This is a genomic window from Leadbetterella sp. DM7 (genome assembly GCF_040829825.2).
Classification (GTDB): domain Bacteria; phylum Bacteroidota; class Bacteroidia; order Cytophagales; family Spirosomataceae; genus Leadbetterella.
In genome coordinates this window covers 17,689-36,045 of record NZ_JBFOLH020000014.1, presented here as the reverse complement: position 1 = coordinate 36,045, position 18,357 = coordinate 17,689, and the positions used below count along the sequence as shown (strand labels likewise).

General features: G+C 50.7%; 20 protein-coding genes. 8 read left to right on the top strand and 12 right to left on the bottom strand.

Annotation, left to right across the window (positions count from 1 at the left end; translation table 11 throughout):
- Positions 1 to 3: 3 nt before the first annotated feature.
- The 6 genes from AB2U10_RS14855 to AB2U10_RS14830 all read left to right on the top strand — a co-directional run bounded on the left by AB2U10_RS14855 (position 4) and on the right by AB2U10_RS14830 (position 5,663).
- Complete coding sequence (locus AB2U10_RS14855; protein WP_367915627.1) at positions 4 to 1,992, top strand: fumarate reductase/succinate dehydrogenase flavoprotein subunit; 1,989 nt, start codon at positions 4 to 6, stop codon at positions 1,990 to 1,992.
- A 34-nt stretch (positions 1,993 to 2,026) separates the two neighbouring features.
- The gene (locus tag AB2U10_RS14850; protein WP_367915696.1) at positions 2,027 to 2,776 is read left to right on the top strand and encodes a succinate dehydrogenase/fumarate reductase iron-sulfur subunit; all 750 of its coding nucleotides are present in this window, start codon (positions 2,027 to 2,029) and stop codon (positions 2,774 to 2,776) included.
- 120 nt (positions 2,777 to 2,896) lie between these two features.
- Positions 2,897 to 4,225, top strand: a complete 1,329-nt coding sequence (gene rseP, locus AB2U10_RS14845; RefSeq protein ID WP_367915626.1) for an RIP metalloprotease RseP — start codon at positions 2,897 to 2,899, stop codon at positions 4,223 to 4,225.
- A gap of 118 nt (positions 4,226 to 4,343) precedes the next feature.
- Positions 4,344 to 4,799, top strand: coding sequence for a MarR family winged helix-turn-helix transcriptional regulator (locus tag AB2U10_RS14840; RefSeq protein WP_367915695.1), 456 nt, complete (start codon positions 4,344 to 4,346; stop codon positions 4,797 to 4,799).
- A 16-nt stretch (positions 4,800 to 4,815) separates the two neighbouring features.
- On the top strand, positions 4,816 to 5,247 hold the full coding sequence (locus AB2U10_RS14835; RefSeq protein WP_367915625.1) for a hypothetical protein: 432 nt from the start codon (positions 4,816 to 4,818) through the stop codon (positions 5,245 to 5,247).
- Complete coding sequence (locus tag AB2U10_RS14830) at positions 5,244 to 5,663, top strand: NUDIX domain-containing protein (protein WP_367915624.1); 420 nt, start codon at positions 5,244 to 5,246, stop codon at positions 5,661 to 5,663. Before AB2U10_RS14835 ends, AB2U10_RS14830 begins: the two co-directional genes overlap by 4 nt.
- Positions 5,664 to 5,785: 122 nt before the next feature.
- Here AB2U10_RS14830 and AB2U10_RS14825 read toward each other — a convergent pair whose 3' ends face one another.
- On the bottom strand, positions 5,786 to 6,772 hold the full coding sequence (locus AB2U10_RS14825; RefSeq protein WP_367915623.1) for a hypothetical protein: 987 nt from the start codon (positions 6,770 to 6,772) through the stop codon (positions 5,786 to 5,788).
- A 144-nt stretch (positions 6,773 to 6,916) separates the two neighbouring features.
- Here AB2U10_RS14825 and AB2U10_RS14820 point away from each other — a divergent pair, with 144 nt between their 5' ends.
- A complete protein-coding gene (locus AB2U10_RS14820; RefSeq protein WP_367915622.1) occupies positions 6,917 to 7,915 on the top strand; it encodes an NAD(P)H-dependent glycerol-3-phosphate dehydrogenase in 999 nt (332 codons plus the stop codon).
- Here AB2U10_RS14820 and ftsZ read toward each other — a convergent pair.
- The 11 genes from ftsZ to AB2U10_RS14765 form a co-directional block, all read right to left on the bottom strand.
- Positions 7,912 to 9,234, bottom strand: a complete 1,323-nt coding sequence (gene ftsZ / locus AB2U10_RS14815; protein ID WP_367915621.1) for a cell division protein FtsZ — start codon at positions 9,232 to 9,234, stop codon at positions 7,912 to 7,914. The genes AB2U10_RS14820 and ftsZ overlap by 4 nt on opposite strands.
- Positions 9,231 to 10,643, bottom strand: a complete 1,413-nt coding sequence (gene ftsA / locus AB2U10_RS14810) for a cell division protein FtsA (RefSeq protein WP_367915620.1) — start codon at positions 10,641 to 10,643, stop codon at positions 9,231 to 9,233. Before ftsA ends, ftsZ begins: the two co-directional genes overlap by 4 nt.
- A 51-nt stretch (positions 10,644 to 10,694) precedes the next feature.
- Positions 10,695 to 11,459, bottom strand: a complete 765-nt coding sequence (locus AB2U10_RS14805) for a cell division protein FtsQ/DivIB (protein ID WP_367915619.1) — start codon at positions 11,457 to 11,459, stop codon at positions 10,695 to 10,697.
- The gene (locus tag AB2U10_RS14800; RefSeq protein WP_367915618.1) at positions 11,456 to 12,232 is read right to left on the bottom strand and encodes a GNAT family N-acetyltransferase; all 777 of its coding nucleotides are present in this window, start codon (positions 12,230 to 12,232) and stop codon (positions 11,456 to 11,458) included. The genes AB2U10_RS14805 and AB2U10_RS14800 overlap by 4 nt, the downstream gene beginning before the upstream one ends.
- Entirely contained in the window at positions 12,229 to 13,317 is a 1,089-nt protein-coding gene (gene murG, locus AB2U10_RS14795; protein WP_367915617.1) for an undecaprenyldiphospho-muramoylpentapeptide beta-N-acetylglucosaminyltransferase, read from the bottom strand. The genes AB2U10_RS14800 and murG overlap by 4 nt, the downstream gene beginning before the upstream one ends.
- Positions 13,314 to 14,486: an FtsW/RodA/SpoVE family cell cycle protein gene (locus AB2U10_RS14790; RefSeq protein WP_367915616.1), complete on the bottom strand. Its 1,173-nt coding sequence runs from the start codon at positions 14,484 to 14,486 to the stop codon at positions 13,314 to 13,316. The genes murG and AB2U10_RS14790 overlap by 4 nt, the downstream gene beginning before the upstream one ends.
- A gap of 215 nt (positions 14,487 to 14,701) precedes the next feature.
- Positions 14,702 to 15,103, bottom strand: coding sequence for a large conductance mechanosensitive channel protein MscL (gene mscL / locus AB2U10_RS14785; RefSeq protein ID WP_367915615.1), 402 nt, complete (start codon positions 15,101 to 15,103; stop codon positions 14,702 to 14,704).
- Positions 15,104 to 15,120: 17 nt separating this feature from the next.
- Positions 15,121 to 16,143 carry a DUF3078 domain-containing protein gene (locus AB2U10_RS14780; RefSeq protein WP_367915614.1) on the bottom strand — a complete coding sequence of 341 codons (1,023 nt, stop codon included), beginning with the start codon at positions 16,141 to 16,143 and terminating at the stop codon, positions 15,121 to 15,123.
- 10 nt (positions 16,144 to 16,153) lie between these two features.
- On the bottom strand, positions 16,154 to 16,990 hold the full coding sequence (locus AB2U10_RS14775) for a mechanosensitive ion channel family protein (protein ID WP_367915613.1): 837 nt from the start codon (positions 16,988 to 16,990) through the stop codon (positions 16,154 to 16,156).
- Positions 16,983 to 17,180, bottom strand: coding sequence for a hypothetical protein (locus tag AB2U10_RS14770; RefSeq protein WP_367915612.1), 198 nt, complete (start codon positions 17,178 to 17,180; stop codon positions 16,983 to 16,985). The genes AB2U10_RS14775 and AB2U10_RS14770 overlap by 8 nt, the downstream gene beginning before the upstream one ends.
- Positions 17,170 to 17,775, bottom strand: coding sequence for an RNA polymerase sigma factor (locus AB2U10_RS14765; protein WP_367915611.1), 606 nt, complete (start codon positions 17,773 to 17,775; stop codon positions 17,170 to 17,172). The genes AB2U10_RS14770 and AB2U10_RS14765 overlap by 11 nt, the downstream gene beginning before the upstream one ends.
- A gap of 261 nt (positions 17,776 to 18,036) precedes the next feature.
- Here AB2U10_RS14765 and AB2U10_RS14760 point away from each other — a divergent pair, with 261 nt between their 5' ends.
- Positions 18,037 to 18,345: an SCP2 sterol-binding domain-containing protein gene (locus tag AB2U10_RS14760; RefSeq protein ID WP_367915610.1), complete on the top strand. Its 309-nt coding sequence runs from the start codon at positions 18,037 to 18,039 to the stop codon at positions 18,343 to 18,345.
- The last annotated feature ends 12 nt before the right edge of the window (positions 18,346 to 18,357 follow it).

The following is an 18,357-nucleotide window of genomic DNA, read 5'->3' as shown; positions in this document are numbered from 1 at the left end:
GATATGACATCTTCAAAACTGGATGCTAAGATACCTCAGGGGCCGATAGCCGAAAAGTGGACAAAATACAAGTCGACTATTCCCCTGGTTAACCCTGCCAACAAAAGAAACCTGGAAATTATTGTAGTGGGTACGGGGCTTGCAGGAGCGTCAGCCGCCGCTTCACTGGCCGAAATGGGCTACCAGGTTAAAGCTTTCTGCTTTCAGGATTCTCCGCGCCGGGCACACTCTATTGCTGCCCAGGGGGGGATCAACGCCGCAAAAAATTACCAGAACGACGGTGACTCGGTTTACCGTTTGTTTTACGATACCGTAAAAGGGGGAGACTACCGCTCGCGTGAGGCCAACGTGCACCGCCTGGCGGAGGTTTCGGCCAACATCATTGACCAGTGCGTGGCACAGGGGGTACCTTTTGCACGCGATTACGGCGGGATGCTTAAAAACCGCTCTTTCGGCGGGGTGCAGGTAAAAAGAACCTTTTACGCTGCCGGGCAAACCGGCCAGCAATTGCTGCTGGGTGCCTATTCGGCCCTGGAACGCCAGGTAGGCCTGGGGGCTGTAAAAATGTACTCCCGCCACGAAATGCTGGATGTGGTGATCATTGACGGAAAGGCCCGCGGTATCATTGCCCGGAACCTGACCACCGGTAAGCTGGAGCGTTACTTTGGCCATGCCGTGCTGCTGTGCACCGGGGGATACGGAAACGTATTTTACCTGTCTACCAACGCCATGGGCAGCAACGTTACCGCCGCGTGGAAAGCGCACAAGAGAGGTGCCTTCTTCGGTAACCCCTGCTTTACGCAGATTCACCCTACGTGTATCCCGGTATCGGGCGACCACCAGTCGAAGCTGACCCTGATGTCAGAATCACTCCGGAACGACGGCCGGATCTGGGTGCCGAAGAAGAAAGACGAAACCCGGGCCGCCAACGACATCCCGGAAGAAGACCGTGACTATTACCTCGAAAGAAGATACCCGGCTTTCGGTAACCTGGTGCCCCGCGATATTGCCTCCAGGGCGGCCAAAGAGCGTTGCGATGCCGGATACGGCGTAGGCACCACCAAGCAGGCGGTTTACCTCGATTTCCGGTATAACCTGATCAATAAATACGGGCGGGCAGAAGCCTCCCGGCTCAACATAGAAAACCCGGATCTTGAAACCCTCGTAAGACTGGGTAAAGAAGTGGTGAAAGAAGAATACGGTAACCTGTTTGACATGTACAAGCAGATCACCGGTGAAGACCCCTATGAAGTGCCGATGAAGATTTACCCTGCGGTACACTATACCATGGGCGGCCTGTGGGTAGACTATAACCTGATGACCACCGTTCCCGGCATGTACGCACTGGGCGAAGCCAACTTCTCTGACCACGGCGCCAACCGCCTCGGGGCATCGGCCCTGATGCAGGGGCTGTCTGACGGCTACTTTGTGATCCCGATTACCATTGGTGCCTACCTCTCAAGCGAGATTCGTACCAAACCTATTCCTACTGATCACGAGGCTTTCGCAGCGGCAGAGCAGCACGTGAAAGAACGCCTGGAAACCCTGAAGAACATTAACGGGAAACAGAGCCCGGAATCGTTCCATAAGCGCCTGGGCCATATCATGTGGGAAAAATGCGGCATGGCCCGGAATGAGCAGGGACTAACCGAGGCTATCGGTGAGATCCGTGAGCTGCGGAAAGAATTCTGGAAAGACCTGCGGGTGACCGGCGATATCGACGAATTTAACCCGGAACTGGATAAAGCGGGCCGTGTAGCCGATTTCCTGGAGCTGGGCGAGCTCATGTGTATTGATGCGTTAGACAGGAAGGAATCGTGTGGCGGGCACTTCCGCGAAGAATACCAGGAAGACGGTGGTGAGGCCAAGCGTGATGATGAAAACTTCATGTTTGTTTCGGCATGGGAATTTAATAAGGAAAGCGACTGGACTCTTCATAAGGAAGACCTGGTGTACGAGAACATCAAAATAGCCCAGCGTAATTATAAATAATCTAAACTATCGTAGTACAATGAGTAACGAGAATATGACAATACACCTGAAGGTTTGGAAACAAAAAAATACCGGATCTAAGGGGCGCTTGGAAGACTACACAGTAGAGAATGTTTCGCCGGATATGTCCTTCCTGGAGATGTTTGACGTACTGAACGAGGAGCTGATTCACGAAAATAAAGAGCCCATTGCTTTTGACCACGACTGCCGCGAAGGTATCTGTGGAATGTGCTCGATGTATATCAACGGCCGGCCGCACGGCCCGCTGGAAGGAGTAACCACCTGCCAGCTGCATATGCGGAGCTTTAAAGACGGAGATACCATTGTGGTGGAACCGTGGAGAGCAGCGGCTTTCCCGGTGATCAAAGACCTGGTGGTAGACCGTACGGCCTTCGACCGGATCATTGCTTCCGGCGGGTATGTTTCCGTTAACACCGGTAACGCCCAGGATGCCAATAACCTGCCTATCGGTAAAGACAAGGCCGACCTCTCGTTTGCGGCAGCGGCCTGTATCGGTTGCGGTGCCTGTGTGGCGGCCTGTAAAAACGCTTCAGCCATGCTGTTTGTATCGGCTAAAGTTTCGCAGCTGGCGCTCCTGCCACAGGGCCAGCCGGAAAGAGAAGCCCGCGCCCTCAGCATGGTGGCACAGATGGATGCCGAAGGCTTCGGCTCCTGTACCAACACGGGCGCCTGCTCAGCCGAATGCCCGAAAGAGATATCGCTGGAAAACATTGCCCGCCTGAACAGGGAGTTTATTGGGGCCAGTTTATCAAAACCCGAATAATTTGCGTAATTTTGTCAGACAGATAAAAAAACACCCGTTATCTAAATGGGTGTTTTTTAGTTATGTGAATTTTATTAACAGAAACGGCGTTACCCTTCTTGTAGCGTATACTAAAAATATATGAATGGATTAATCATGGCAGCCCAGCTTTTGCTGGCGTTGACTATTCTGGTAGGTCTCCACGAGTTCGGACACTTCCTTTTTGCAAGGATCTTTAAGATCAGGGTCAATAAATTTTATATCTTTTTCGACTTCCTTTTCCCCCTTCCCAACGTACTTAATTTTTCCCTCTGGAAAAAGAAAATCGGCGATACCGAATACGGCCTGGGGTGGTTCCCGCTGGGCGGATATGTAGATATAGCCGGAATGGTGGATGAAACCAAAGATGCCTCGCAGCTGGCAGCTGAACCCCAACCCTGGGAATTTCGCTCAAAACCGGCCTGGCAACGGCTTTTTGTAATGCTGGGCGGTATTATTGTGAACGTGATCCTCGGCATGATGATCTATTCAGGCGTGAAATACGTGTGGGGAGATACCGACTATGCCAAATCAGAACTCAATAAAGCAGGGATCTATGCTTATCCGATGGCCGAGCAGATCGGGTTGAAAACCGGCGACAAGATCATTAAGATAAACGGGCATGATTTTAAGAACTATAGCGATATCACCACCGCTATTGTAAATGAAAATACAACTTTCACGGTTCAGCGCGACTCACAGACCCTGGATATCTTTGTTCCCAACGAGCTGATCAACGATGTGGCCCGGAAAAAGATGTTCATATCGCCCCTGTTTGAATTTGACGTATACGCCGTTAGTAAAGGAAGCCCCGCCGAGCAGTCGGGTTTACGGGTAGGCGATAAGATTGTCAGTCTCAATGGCGAGCCGGTAAAATACTACCAGTTGTTCAGTCCGAAGCTGAAGGCCAATGTCGGGAAAAAAGTAGAGCTGGGCATCCTGCGTAACGGTACTCCGCTGACCATTAATCCTACTGTCAGTGCCGATTCAACCATAGGCTTTACCATGAACCCGCTTCTGAATATAACCAAATCAGAATTCACCATGGGTCAGGCGGTGGTAGTCGGCTCAACCGAGGCACTGAGCATCATACCCCAGCAGATCAACGGCTTTGCCCGTATTTTTAAAGGCCATATTTCTCCCAGAAATGCGCTTACCGGCCCGGTAGGACTGGCTCAGATGTTTTCTCCGGCCTGGGACTGGGAGAAGTTCTGGATACTCACGGGGATGCTTTCCATGGCGCTGGCTTTTATGAATGCGCTGCCTATTCCTGCACTTGACGGAGGGCATGTGATCATGTTGCTCTATGAAATGATTGCCGGGAAAGCTCCTTCCGAGAAATTCCTGGAAAGAACCCAGCAGGTGGGGACCTTCCTGTTGCTTGCGCTCATGGTTTACGTGCTCCTGAACGATACGATAAAGCTGTTTTAACCCAACAGCATGTGTTATATCCGGGTCGACCTTCGCGATACCTGCCGCAAACCAAACAATTTCGGTAGTATGCTTGCATACGATCGTAGAATGCTTAGCTTTGGGAAATTTTACCATGATGAAGAAAGACAAGACGCTGGATTTTCACATTAAGTGGGTATGGCATGCCATCTCCCGGATGTACAATATCTATGCAGCGGCAGAAGACATGACCATGTCAATAGGATATGTATTGTTGAATATCGATATCGAAAAGGGTACCCCTGCCACCAAAATAGGCCCGCAGATCGGGATGGAAGCCCGCAGCCTGACCCGTATGCTGAAGTCACTCGAAGAGAAAGGCTGGATTTACCGGGAAACCGACCCCAACGATAAGCGATTTGTCAATGTCTTTTTAACGGATGTTGGGAAAGAAAAGCGTAATTTTGCCCGTGAAGGAGTATTGGAGTTTAATAACCGGGTCATGAAGACCGTTTCCAAGGATGAACTCGATATATTCCTGAGAGTAATAGAAAAAATAAATAACGTCATCGAGTCGAATACGCATGAGCCAATCTCCGCGAAGAATTTTTAACAGGCCGTTCAGGGCTTTGGTTTTAGGTTTTGCCCTGCTGCTGTCGGGCAGCGCATCTGCACAAAGTATTGTATATTATCCCTTCAACTCCGTTTTGGGGATAAGCTCCAATCCGAATAACCTGTTTTGGGCCGATTTCCGTATTTTTACCAATTCGTACTTTACCTCGGTTACGGGAGAGATCTCCCCGCAATTTACCGTGTACAGTACCGAGCGGTCCGATTACTATGCCGGAGCGGGGGTTAAGCTTAATTTTTACAATATGTTTAACAACTATAACCCGGTAGAAGGGTACTTCATCAATGCCGGCGTAAAGGTGAGGCCTTTTGATAAATTCAAACGCCTGCATATTGCCTTTGAGATCTCGCCTTATGCCGTACGACAGATGGATGCCGGCCTTTTCAGGACCATGCTGGGCATAGGGTATAATTTTAACCAGTGGAAATGAGAATAAGGCCCGGCGCATATATTGTCCGCGATCACCGGGTACTTACCTTAAAATATACCTATTCCGGGGGCATTATCTATGCCCTTCCCGGCGGGAACCTCGAATTCGGGGAAGAGCTTGAATCGGCCCTGGTCCGTGAGCTGGAAGAAGAATTGGGTATCCGTTGCCGGCCGGGCGAGGTTCTTCACGTGGCTGAAGTAATGCACCGAGGTGAAAACACCATCCATTTTATTTTTAAATGCGGGGATTTTCCCGGAGAACCGCAGCTAAACCCGGCTGAAACCAAAGCCGAAGAAATTGCCTGGCTGCCCCTTTCCGAATTAGACCGTTTCACCCTCTACCCCAACATCGGCAGTGCACTTATGCTTGCCGAAGCCCCCGTATTCCTGGGTGTTATTGAACAACCCCGGTATTAAAAGCATGCCGTCTTCTGAAACAACCCGTTCCAGGTTAATAGAAGTCTCTCCTGAAACCCGTCTTATGGAAATAAAACGGCCCCCCGTTTGGGAGGCCGTCTCTGTTTTAGTACCTGTTGTATTTAGTTTCTGCTGCGGCTGCCTGCACTTCTGGAAGAAGAGCTGCGGGCCGGTGAACCGCTTTCTGTACGGGCAGAGCGGTTAGAAGAAGACACGCCTGAACTCCTGGAGTTGCTGCTTCTGCTTTCTACCGAGCTTTTGGCTTTTTCGGTGGTACCCACTCTGCTTCCTGACCGTTCAACGCTGCCGGAGCTACGCTCAGGCCGGCTGCCTGATTCCACCCGCGACTCCATCCGTGAACCCTCCGGCCTTACTGAACCTGACCGTTCGCCGGTAGCCGCTCTCTCCGGAGCAGCAGACCGGGAAGGCTCCATGATTCTCCCTGAAGATCTTTCAGGACTGCGCGATGACCGGCTTTCAGAGGTAGACGCCCTCTCGGGAGCCATGGAGCGCGAACCCTCCACTCTTCTCTCTGAATATCCCCTGGAACCCGAACTGGTCCTTGAAGAAGTAACGATTCTTTCCGGACGACGACTCCAGTTAGACGTATAATTATCTCTGTGTGTATAATATACGTGCTTCACCGGGTAATAGCTTCTGGGGACATAGCCCAGCCGGATGCTTCCGTAGCCCCGTTTGTCAAAACGGTAGAAGTCGTAGGCGGGGCCGAAGTACCAGTGAAGCGGACCGGTGATGACTACACCGGTATACCCGTAATATCTCCTGTCCCAGTCGCTCAGCTCCAGGCCGATGGCCCGGTTAAGATCTACCACATCCATCCATATCTCATCTTGTTCCCAACTGCTGTAATAGCCATCGGATTGGAAAGCCCATTCTTTGCGTTCAATGGCCTCCAGTCTTTTGTACAGGCGGTTGGCCTCCCGGTTGGTAAGATATCCCGAGCGGATACCATCAGAGATCCTGACCCGTACATCCCAACGCCAGTCAAATTCTTCTTCGTAGAAGTACCGGTCCGGTCCGTCTACATATTGCGCTTTTACCGAAATTGCAGCGAAGAATATTATCACAAATGCCATCCACTTTTTCATTGCCGTAATTGTTTAGGTTTTGCTTATTAGATGGAGAATAGACGAAAAGGTTTTGCTAACAAAGTGTTAATAGCTTAGTTTTGATAGCCTGAAAACCGGAAGACGCCACAACGGGCAGGTTAATCTATTTAAAGTCAGCAGACTATGGTATTTTCAAAACAGATAGCGGTTATCGGGGGAGGGAGCTGGGCTACTGCCCTTATTAAGATATTAACGGAAAACAACGTAAAAGTGAAGTGGTGGATGCGGGATACGGATGCCGTGGCACATATCCGGAAATTCCACCATAACCCGCATTACCTTAGCAGCGTGGAGCTGCACCCGTCTAAAGTAAAGCCCTATACCCAGCTGAAAGAAGCTCTGAAAGGGGTAGAGTGGGTTATCCTGGCGGTACCCTCCGCATTTGTTGAAGAAGCGCTGAAAGACGCTGATCCTGCCTGGTTTGCCGGGAAAAAAATAATTTCAGGGGTGAAGGGGATCATCCCCAGCACCAGCCAGCTGGTGACCGACTGGTTTTCGGAGAATTTTGATGTTTTACCGGAAAATATCGGCGCTATTGCCGGGCCCTGTCATGCCGAAGAGATTGCCCTGGAGAAATATTCCTACATTACCATAGCCTCTTCGGGTACCGAAACGGCAGAGAGCTTTGCCCGCCTCCTGACCTGCCGTTTTGTGAAAACGTCTTTCCTGACCGATATCCATGGCGTGGAATACGCTGCGGTGATGAAGAATATTGTGGCCATGTCGTGCGGTATAGCGCACGGGGTGGGCGCCGGCGATAATTTCCAGGCGGTCATGGTGTCAAATGCCATTATAGAAATAGAGCGTTTCCTGGATACGGTAAGCCCGCTCAAAAGAAATGTGAATGTGTCGGCTTACCTGGGAGACCTGCTGGTGACCTGCTACAGCCAGTTCAGCCGCAACCGTACCTTCGGTAATATGATTGGCAGGGGATATTCGGTAAAAGCCGCCCAGGTAGAGCTGAAGATGATTGCTGAGGGTTATTATGCTACAAAATGCATTGAGCAGATCAACCGGGTTTACCGGGTTGATCTGCCCATTGTAAAGTTTGCACACGATGTGCTGTACAGGAATGAAAAACCCCTTAAGGCCTTTGAAGAGCTTAAGGGGCGGTTTGTTTAGCTGATCAGGTTCTGGTTCACCAGGTTATCGTACAGCTCTTTCAGGCGTACCTTTCCGGGTGCCCGGGCTTCTATTTCGTTGTCGTCGAGTAAAACGGCCTGCAAACGCTGGTACGAAGGATTGGCCCGGAGAATATCGTAATCGGGAATTTCCTGCACAAATTCTTCGTACAGGCGCACCAGCTTGCTGTCGGCAGCAAAGAGGTCAAACTGGCCGGCCACAGGTGCCTTGGGTGCTTTCCGCGGTTTTTCCGGGATAACCGAGTGGATGCCTTTGCCCAGGCGCACTTCTTCCGGTGCAGCTGCTTTCACCGGCTGAGCGGCGTCGTGGTTCTCAAATTTAGCTGCCACAATGGTCACCCTGATCTTATCTTTCAGGCTGCGGTCTACCGCATAGCCGTGCTTGAATATCTGGGCCTGGGAGCGGATCTGCGTTTCCACAAAATCCATGATCTTGGATTGGTCAGACATTTTGATCTTGTACTCCGGAAGCTCGTCTGAATAGGCCATGGAAACCAGGATGCGCTTGGCACCCCGGATATTGTTGTTTTCCAGCAGGGGCGAGCTCAATGCCTTTTCAATGGCCTGGAAAGCCCGTTCGGGCCCGGAGGCCTCGGCTGTGCCCATCACGGCGTGGCCGGCTTCTCCCAATACGGTTTTCACATCGGCAAAGTCAAGGTTGATCACCCCGGGCCAGGTGATGAGCTCGGCAATGCTTTTTACACCACCGGCCAGCACCTCGTCTGCCATTTTGTAGGCGGTTTCAATGTCCATATCGGCGAACATATCGGCGAGGCGGTCGTTTTTAATGATCAATACGGTGTCGCAGAATTCCTTCAGCTTTTCGATACCGTTCAAGGCCTGTTCCAGCTTGTGGGTACCTTCGTGCCGGAAGGGGTCGGTGACCACACCTATGGTCAGGCGGCCGAGCTCACGGGCTACGCGGGCAATTTCGGGTGCGGCGCCGGTTCCGGTACCACCGCCCATACCGGCCGTGATGAATACCATTTCGGTAGGGGCGCCCATTACGCCGCGAATGGCCTCTTCGCTTTCCAGGGCGGCATCGCGGCCCACTTCCCAGTGGGTACCTGCTCCGAGGCCTTTGGTCAGTTCAGCGCCCAGCTGGATCTTCACCACATCTTCCGGGAACTGGTTCAGTACCTGCTGGTCGGTATTGCAGGCCACAAAGTCTACGTCGCGCATGCCGTGATTATACATGTTGAGCATGGCGTTGCAGCCGGCACCGCCTACTCCTATCACTTTGATGATTTTATTCAGGTTGGATTTCAACTGTATCTCGTAGTTAGGTTCGAATATCATTTTACATTTTGCACGTTATATTCATCATTAAGATCATTGGTAGGCTTCCGGAAAATGCCGCCCATAAAGCTGAATATGCTGCCGGTGGCCTTGTCAGGCTCGGCCGACGGCGCCGCTTCTTTTTCAGGCCGGGGGTGCATGTTTACAATGGGCCGCGGGGTCAGGATACGGTTATCTACCCGCCGGTCAAAAGGGAAGGCCGGTGCGGTGATCAGCCCAAGAAGGGTAGAGTATTTGGGATTTCTCAGCGTATCAAACCCGTTGAAATCAATAGCGGTATTGAACAGGGTAGGGCGTACAATCACATTTTTACATACCTGCGCAAAGATGCCTGCGATATTCACATACAGGGAGGTTCCCCCGGTAAGCACAATGCCGTTCAGGAGGTGTCCTTTGTAGCCCGAACGCTGCAGTTCGGCACTGACCAGCGTGGCAATTTCCCGCAGCCTCCATTCGGCTACGGTTACGGCATTTTTGAGGTAAACCTCTTTGGCCGGCATCCCGAATTTGCGCTCAATAACGATCACGGGCGATTCTTCGGTAACCGATGGCGGGATGCTGCCGCACACTTTTTTCAGAAGCTCAGCTTCCTGGAAAGTAATGCCGAAGGCCTTCTCCAGGTCGTGGTTAATGGAGTTGCCGGCGATGGGAATAGCCGACTGGTACCGGAGGCTGTTGCCGTGGTAAACGCTGATCTGGGTCATTTCAGCGCCAATATTGACAATGGCCACGCCGTCGCGCTTGGTTTCGGGCTCTTCTGACGAATTGTTCAGGAGCGCGCAGCTGTCGGCAATGGTATTGAGTATCACGTTTTCCACGTTCAGGAAACCGGAGGTGGTTCCCTTGGCGGGTACCTGGTTAACACATTCCAGGAGGTAATGAAGGTTATCTGACTTGGTGGTGATAAAGTTAAAGTCACCGCTTAGCATGTTGCCTATTTTGCCTACAATGGTGCCTGAGGCTTTCTCGTCGCCCACGTAAAAGTCTTTGGGAAGGCTGTGGAGGACCGTATGGCCTGCGGGGGCTTTAAACGAGCGGTTGGCGTCGTCGGTGAGCCGGTTGACATCGTCCTGCAGGATCCTGTTCATTCCCCCGGAGGTCACCACCCGGGTGTTTTTGGAATGGGTGTTGAGCGAAAGGTTGGTGATGTTGATGTTTACGGTGTTCAGCTGGAATTCGTAGTCTGATCTTTCAAAATCACCGGCCAGGTCATCCAGCACTTCCCCGATAAATTCGCTGGTGATCTGCGCATTTTCCACGTTTCCAAACCTCAGTACTTCATCGGTCGGCGAAATCTGCCGCTCGCTGAAGCCGATCACCTTTATTTTCTTTTGCTGCTGCAGTCCTACCACAGCGGCGATCTTCGAACTTCCTATCTCCAGTCCTATGAAACACTTGCCCTCCTCCATAGCCGTTTGTTGTTTAGATTGATTAATCACTGTAAACTTACTTAAAATTACCTACTTACACACTATCTGCCCGTCATATTTAACACTTACGTGACTAAAAGAGCTCCACTGCTCACGGGGCAGTATTTTTTTATAAAACACCAGCAGCTTCTCCAGCTTGGTCTGAATTTTCTCCGGCCGGCCGAATTCAATGATGTTTTCTCCCAATAACGGTTCCATTTGTATTTCCTTGTACCGGTCCACGTCCATTCGTGTGATCTGGGCATTCCAGAACTCGTCACCGGTAATGGTATTGACCAGCTTAAGGAGGTCCTGGTTTTGTGCCGACTCCAGGCCTTTCTTATCCCGGAAGTAGTAGCCGCTCAGCAGCAATACGGTAGGAGTGAAGTTTTTAGAGACCGGGAAAAAATGCCCTTTTTCATCCATATACCGGTCGGGGAACCCGCCGTCCCCAAGGATACGTGCTATGGGCTTGTAGACCTGTACATCAAGTATCAGCTTCCCTTTCAGGTCAACATAGGCCTGGCAATCGCGGATTATCCCGCTGTTTTCCACCCGTCTTTCCAGTTTTTTAAGGTCAATGGAAGCCAGCGACTGCCCGGTCAGCGGTTCGGTGCCTTCGCGGGTAGCCCATTTCTCCACATCGGCTTTTTTAACCAGGAGCTGGCGGTCGTCTTCCTGTATACGGATGATCAGGCCTTCACAGCGCCTGGCGGCATCGCTTTTGGCCGATGAGAAGACCAGGAACAGGGCCAGGGCGGCGAGGGCTACCCCGCCTATGGTATGAAATACGGTTTTAAAATCCGGCTTTTTCATAACGTATCCAGGTATTCGTCGGGATTCTCCATGCTCTTGAAGCGGTCGGCCGTTTTCGGCTCAAGATCGGTCTGACACCATTCTTTCAGGGTCTTCACGTCTTCGTTCCAGCGGGTGCCGTCCCAGAATTCCAGCCCTTTGTGGTCCCGTATCTTGTACAGGGCGGCAGGTTTGTAGGCGGTGCCCAGGTAGGCATGCCGGCGGCCGTTTTCTTTGGCCCAGCGAATCACCTTCCACATCATCCATTTGCCGAGCGAGTGGGTCCGCATATATTCCGTATCAAAGAAAGCAAACCAGTAATGCACCATATCGTCATTGACGGCGCCCAGCACGTAACCCATAATTTTGTCGGCCCGGCGGAACTCGAAAAGATGGGTGCCGGTCTCGCGGCTCAGGATGTAGTTCCACCGTTCCATGCTCATGTTGTCTTCACCGATCCGCTCATTGATATAGCCTTCGCAAAAGGCCATGAACTCGGGGTTAGCCGTGTCAAATTCCTGTTTGGGAATCAGGTTCATGGTTATCTCAAGCGGCTCCACGAGGCGGCTGACCCGCCGGTTCTCCGAGGTATCGTCAAATTTTTCCAGGTTGACCCGCAGGCTCCGGGCAAAGTAATAGACCTCGTGGCTGAGGGCCGAATTCCCGGTATAGGGAAGGAAGCCCCTGTTGTAGAGCTCACTTAACTCCTCCTGCGATTCTTTTACGGCATAAAGAGCATAGTTGAACGTGTAAGTAGTATAATCTACCGTATTTTCCGATAAAAATAGTTTCATTTCTCTACCAGTTTAAGGATCTCGTTTACAATATCTTCAGCGGCTTTGGGCCGGGCAAAGGCTTTAATGGCGTTTTCCATGGCGGCTATCCGGTCAGGATCGGCCAGGAGGGTGGTCACGGCAGGCACAAGCTCTTCGTTTACCCGGCTGTCGGGAATGAGCAACGCTGCATTTTTCCGGCTCAGGCTCTCTGCATTTTTGGTCTGGTGGTCTTCTGCCGCATAGGGGAAAGGCACCAGGATAGACGCCTTGCCGATCAGTGCAAGCTCGGATACGGCCAGGGCGCCGGCGCGTGAGACCACCAGGCGGGCAGCGGCATAGGCCTTATCCATTTCGTAGATAAAATCAGATACAAAAACGCCCGGCCTGTCTTTGGCAAGCGCCCGGGCTTCTTCAACGAAGGGTTTCCCGGTTTGCCAGATCACCTGCAGCCCGGCCCCTGTAAGGGCATCCAGCCCGGCGGCCACAGCGCGGTTAATGCTCAGGGCTCCGAGGCTGCCGCCAATAATGAGCAGGGCGGGTTTCTGCGGATCGAGCCCGAAATGGCTCCTGGCCTCTTCGGAGCTGATCCCGGAGAGCAGCATATCATTCCGTACGGGGTTACCGGTAAATACAATCTTTGAAGCATCAAAGAACTGATCCATATCGGGATAAGCCACACACACCTTTTCTGCCTTGCGGGCCAGGATTTTGTTGGTTACCCCGGCGTAGGAGTTCTGTTCCTGGATAAGGGTTTTTACGCCCAGCAAACCGGCCATGCGCAGGGTAGGCCCACTGGCAAAACCGCCCACGCCCACGGCAATATCGGGCCGGAACGACTTCACCACCTTGTAGCCTTTCAGCAGGCTGCTGAACAGCTTGAAGGGAAAGGTTACGTTTGCCAGGAGGTTTGAACGGTTAAAGCCCGCCACAGGCAGCCCCACAATGGTATACCCTTCGCGCGGAACTTTCTCCATTTCCATCTTCCCGAGGGCCCCCACAAAGAGGATCCCGGCGTCAGGCCGCTGACGTTTCAGCTCATTGGCTATGGCTACTGCCGGGTAGATATGTCCGCCGGTACCGCCTCCGGATATAATTACTTTCATGCGTTCCGGGTTTTGGAATGTTTACTGACACTTAAAACAATGCCTATGGCAATGAAGGAGAACAGGGCGGAGGTACCCCCGCGGCTGATCAGCGGGAGCGTTTGCCCGGTTACAGGCCCGAGCCCCACGTTGATGGCCATGTGCGCAAAGGCCTGGAAAACGAGCAGCAGCGTCAGGCCTACGCAAAGCAGGCCGCCGAATGCCCGTTCGGTGTAGTCAATGTTGGAAATGCCCCTGGCCAGCAGCCAGAGATACAATGCCAGCACCACCACCCCGCCGATGAGGCCGTATTCTTCAATGACAATAGAGTAAATATAGTCGGAATAAGCTTCGGGCAGCACATTTTTCTGGCTGCTGTTTCCCGGCCCTACGCCCAGGATGCCCCCCCGGGCAATGGCCACATGGGCAAAGTTTTTCTGGCTGCTTTTCCCGCCGAGGTAGCCGCCCACGTACCCGTCACGGTCCAGGTCGCGGCCCACAAAGCCTTCGGTACGGTCAATCACCGTAGATACCCGCCCGATCTCTTTGCCGGTGGTCAGCTTGATGAGGAACCCGGCTATCAGGGCAAAGGAGATCACGCCCAGGATAACGAACGACAGCGCCCGCAGGTACCTGCCCGGAACTTTGCCTATCCACATGATGATGAAGCAGGTAAAGCCCAGGATAATGGCCGAAGAGAAGCTGGAAAGGGAAATAAGAAAAACAATCAGCCCGCACCAGGCGATGATCTCCAGCAGGTCTTTCCGCTTGTATTCAATATGGATCTTACTGGCCAGCATGGCGGCCAGGTTCACGATCAGCACCAGCTTAACGAAGTCTGCGGTCTGGAAAGAAAGCCCCATGACGTTGATCCAGCGCCGGGCATTGCCGATGCTTACCCCGAACATCAGGGTATACAACAGCAGAAAAGGGGAAATATAAAGCAATATCTTGGCAATATGGGCATAGCGCGATATATCAATCTTATGTACAAAGTAGGTAACCACGATACCGATGACCAGGAAAAGAAAATGCCGGAAAATAACCGCTTCCGTATTACCGCCCGCCTGGCGGTAGGCCAGGCTGCTGATGCTGCTGTATACCGTTACCACGCTGATGAGGGACAGGAGCCCTAATATCCACCAGATCTGCTTGTCACCCTGCAGATGGTTTTTTAGTTTTTCAGTCATAAATACGGATCGTTTAGGAAAGCACGAATCATCAGGAGATGATTACTCAACAAATTTATAATTTTTGAAAGCACATAAAAAACAAAGTGAGAATTAATATTTGCGGCCAAAATGAAAAAAGGGGAAATTCTTCCGACTTTCCCCTTTTTTGTACACGATGATCTAATTTCCGATGGATGCTTTCCGAGAGCGGTACCTGAGCCAATCGTCAATTGTCAACTCCTGTTCAGCGCGTCTCTGATCTCGGTGAGGAGCTCCACTTCAGTAGGGCCTGCCGGTGCTTCGGGAGCTGCAGGTTTCCTTACTTTATTGTAGGCTCTCACAATGAGGAACAGCACAAAACCCACGGTCACCAGGTTAATAATGGTATTGATCCAGGCACCGTAACGGATGGCATTTTCAGGGATGGCTACGCCGTCAGCACCCATAGCTGCTGGGGTAAGCACATATTTGAGGTTGGAGAAGTCGGCACCGCCGGTAAAAAAGCCCACAACAGGCATGGCGATGTCTTCTACGAAACCATTGACTACTCCGCCGGTGGCGGCACCCAGGATCACGGCTACGGCAAGGTCAATGACGTTGCCGGTCATAATAAATTCTTTGAACTCTTTGAACATAGCTTTACGGGTTTAGGTTAAAAACTTGCCAGGAAACCTATTCCGAAACCGCTTGCGCTTTGCCAGCTGGATTTTACGGGATCAGTAGGCTTCGGAGTGGTATTGTTATACGCTTTATGGTCAAATACATCTTTATCCAGTATACCGATGTAGGTAAAATTCACGTTCAGGTACTTGTTGATCTTGGCCGTAGCCAGGAGGTCTAAACGGTGGTCAAGCGGCTTGTTCTTGTTTCCTTCGGTATCTTTCCAGGCTTTGAAGAAGTTATACCGGAAACCCAGGTTAACGTTTTTCACCACTTCTTTGTTGAAGCCCAGGGTAAGCTGGGAACCGAATTCCGACAGGGATTTTTTCCCTTCGGCTATATTCACCCCATAGGCATGACCGGTCTCTGTGTCGTAAATTACATTTTTATTGCTGACGAAAGTCCATTTGTTGGCAATGGGTGCCAGCTTAACGGTAAAATAATCGGCAGGGCGGTATTCAATACCCGTAGAAATGGTCAGGTAGCCGGGAGTCATGAAGGCGGAGGCGATGTTTCTTTTGGTTTCGCTTTCGTCGTCTTTCACCGCCAGGAACTGGGAGATGAAGTTCCCTTCGGCAAAGGCCGATATCTTATCGGATATTTTTCTTCCGTATTGCGAGTTCAGGAAGAGCTTATCGATGTTCCGGTTAAATTCCCGCTTGTTGGTCGTCGGGTTTTTGCCGCTGCTCTGGAAACCCAGCTGGCCTTCAAAGTCGTTGATCCAGATATTTTTGCCTTTAACCAGCGCATTCTGGTGCTTCAGTATAAAATGAAGGTTGGTGTTTCCTACCACGCCGGTGTTTACCTGTTTCCAGCTCTGGCTGAAGCCGGTCATGTTCAGGGTGGTGCCGAAGCTTGAGGCTTTATTCCAGCCTTCCTTGAACTCTCCCTTGAGGTCTTTGGAAGACATGGCATCGCCTACTTTTTTTTGTGCATCGTCTGCTTTGGGAACTTCCTGGGCATAGCTATAGCCGGCCAGGCACAGGGAAAACAGAAGTAGTGTTATTCTTTTCATAAGCTTGGAATTATTGATTTTTATGGAACAGCGTTATTTTTTCAGTCTGCAGAACCCGTAATGGGAAAGATACTTCAGCGCCCTCGGAGTTCAATACCACGGTGGTGTTATCCATGCGGAGAATGGTGCCTTTTACACCCAGGATCTCCACGAGGTCGCCTTCCCGGAAGTTTTTACGGGAATAAATGGAGCTGAGGATGTTCACCAGGATTTCTTTCGACGCAATGCCGTAGCCGATGGAGAAAGCCAGCACCAGGCCCGCCACGAGGATATTGAAGCTGCTTTCCAGCAGCTTGGTGTTGATACCGGCCTGACCCAGGGCCAGGATCACGGAAATAAAGCTCAGGAAGAAGAAGACGCCCATACTGATGAGCTTGCCCGAAGAAATCCGGAACGATTTGCAGAGGGTTTCTACAAATTTCCGGGCCAGGTCAGACACGAAAAGCCCGAGGAGGGTCATCATGATGGCCACGCCGAGCTTCGGAATGAAGTCAACCAGCATCATGAACATGTTGGAAATGGCCGGAACGCCCAGGGTGTCAGCGGCAGACACCGACAGGAAGAGCATGATCAGGATGTAGAGAATGACCGACAATACCTTGCTCAACTTGAAGTCAAGCTGGTATTTCCTCAGCATTTCCATGTTCTGGATTTTTTCGCCCAGCTTGTCCACGCCTACTCTCGACAGGAAAGACCCGAAGATGAATGAGGTTATTTTGGCAATGGCCCAACCGATGGACATGATCAGCACGGCGCTGATCAGGTTGGAGATAAAAGTACTCGACTGCTCGATTAACTTCGAGAAAGTATTAATCAGAATTTGCTTAATATCAGGAAACTCATTCATGGTTTTTTAATGGTATATCGTTCTCAACGTCTTCCAGAAGTTTCAGGCCGGTTTTCAGACTGGCATCGGTAAAAACCCCGAGAATCGACAAAGCGTCGCGGATGAGGTCTACTTCCGACAACAGAAGTTTTTTAAGATGTGGTGAGGCGTTTAGTTGCTCTTCATCGTACTGATCTTTTTCATCTATCATTTTCAAACAGACTTAGTATCTTCATTATAATCAGCACAAAGACAGCTATGTTTTCCAGATAGATCTTCTTTAGCTTCTCTTTGCTTCTCATCAGCCTCATCTTAACGGCACTTTCCGTAATCTTAAGCGTTTCGGCAATTTCCCGGATACTAAAATCTTCCTGGTACTTCATCTGCAAAATGGCGCGTTCGTCTGCCGCCATCTGCTTCATGCTTTTCGAAATCTCATTGCCATGAAAATCCAGCTGATCGCCGTCATCTTCATCGCTGATCTCCATATTATCGTACAATGCTACTTCTGTTTTCCGTTTCCCTGTTCTTATCTGGTCCATACAGTAGTTATAGGTTATGGAATACAGCCAGGTAGAAAATTTTGACGTTTCCTTAAAACTTCCGATCTTCACAATCAGCTTCAGGAAGATGTCATGCGTCAGATCTTCTGCCTTTTCCTGGTTATAAACAAATGAATAGCATTTACGGTAAACTTTATTAACGTACCTTTCGTAAATTTCTTCAAAATACTCGTTTCTCTGGCTGGTAACATAAAGAGCCACGAGCTCCTCATCTTTATGGGTGCTATATTTTGAGAATTTCAATTTTGACGGTGTTTAGGGAAAAAGTAACAAAACCGGAACATTTTTTTAATTTTCAACGGTTAAATTAGCTACAAAAGTAGGGTATTTTTTATTATAAAAAGACAATTATGTCTGCTTATTTTGCCTGTTTAGGCCTTAAATTAAAGGTTTCGGGAAATTTGTGCCCGAAAGTATTTTGGGCGGGCCCGGATGGAAAAGTATTGGCCGTATTTGCAGATCCGGATTAAAAACGGTATGCTTGCATAATATTTAACAATAAACATGACACTTAACGACTATTTTGATTCGCTGAGCCGGAAAGTAAAGCCGGAAGATCTGGCAGGAATAGATACCCGGATCAATTTTGACCTGAAGGGCCGGCAGATGCATGTGACGGTAAAAGATCAGCAGATTGAGACGGGAGAGGGGCCGGCAGATGACCCGGAAGTAAACATCACGGTGAAGGAAGACGACCTGTTGTCGATCATTCAGGGCAATACCAACCCCATGATGGCCATGATGACAGGTAAGCTGAAAATATCAAACCCCGGCGCCATGATGAAATATGCAAAGCTGCTGGGACTGATGTAAAGAAAAAAGCCT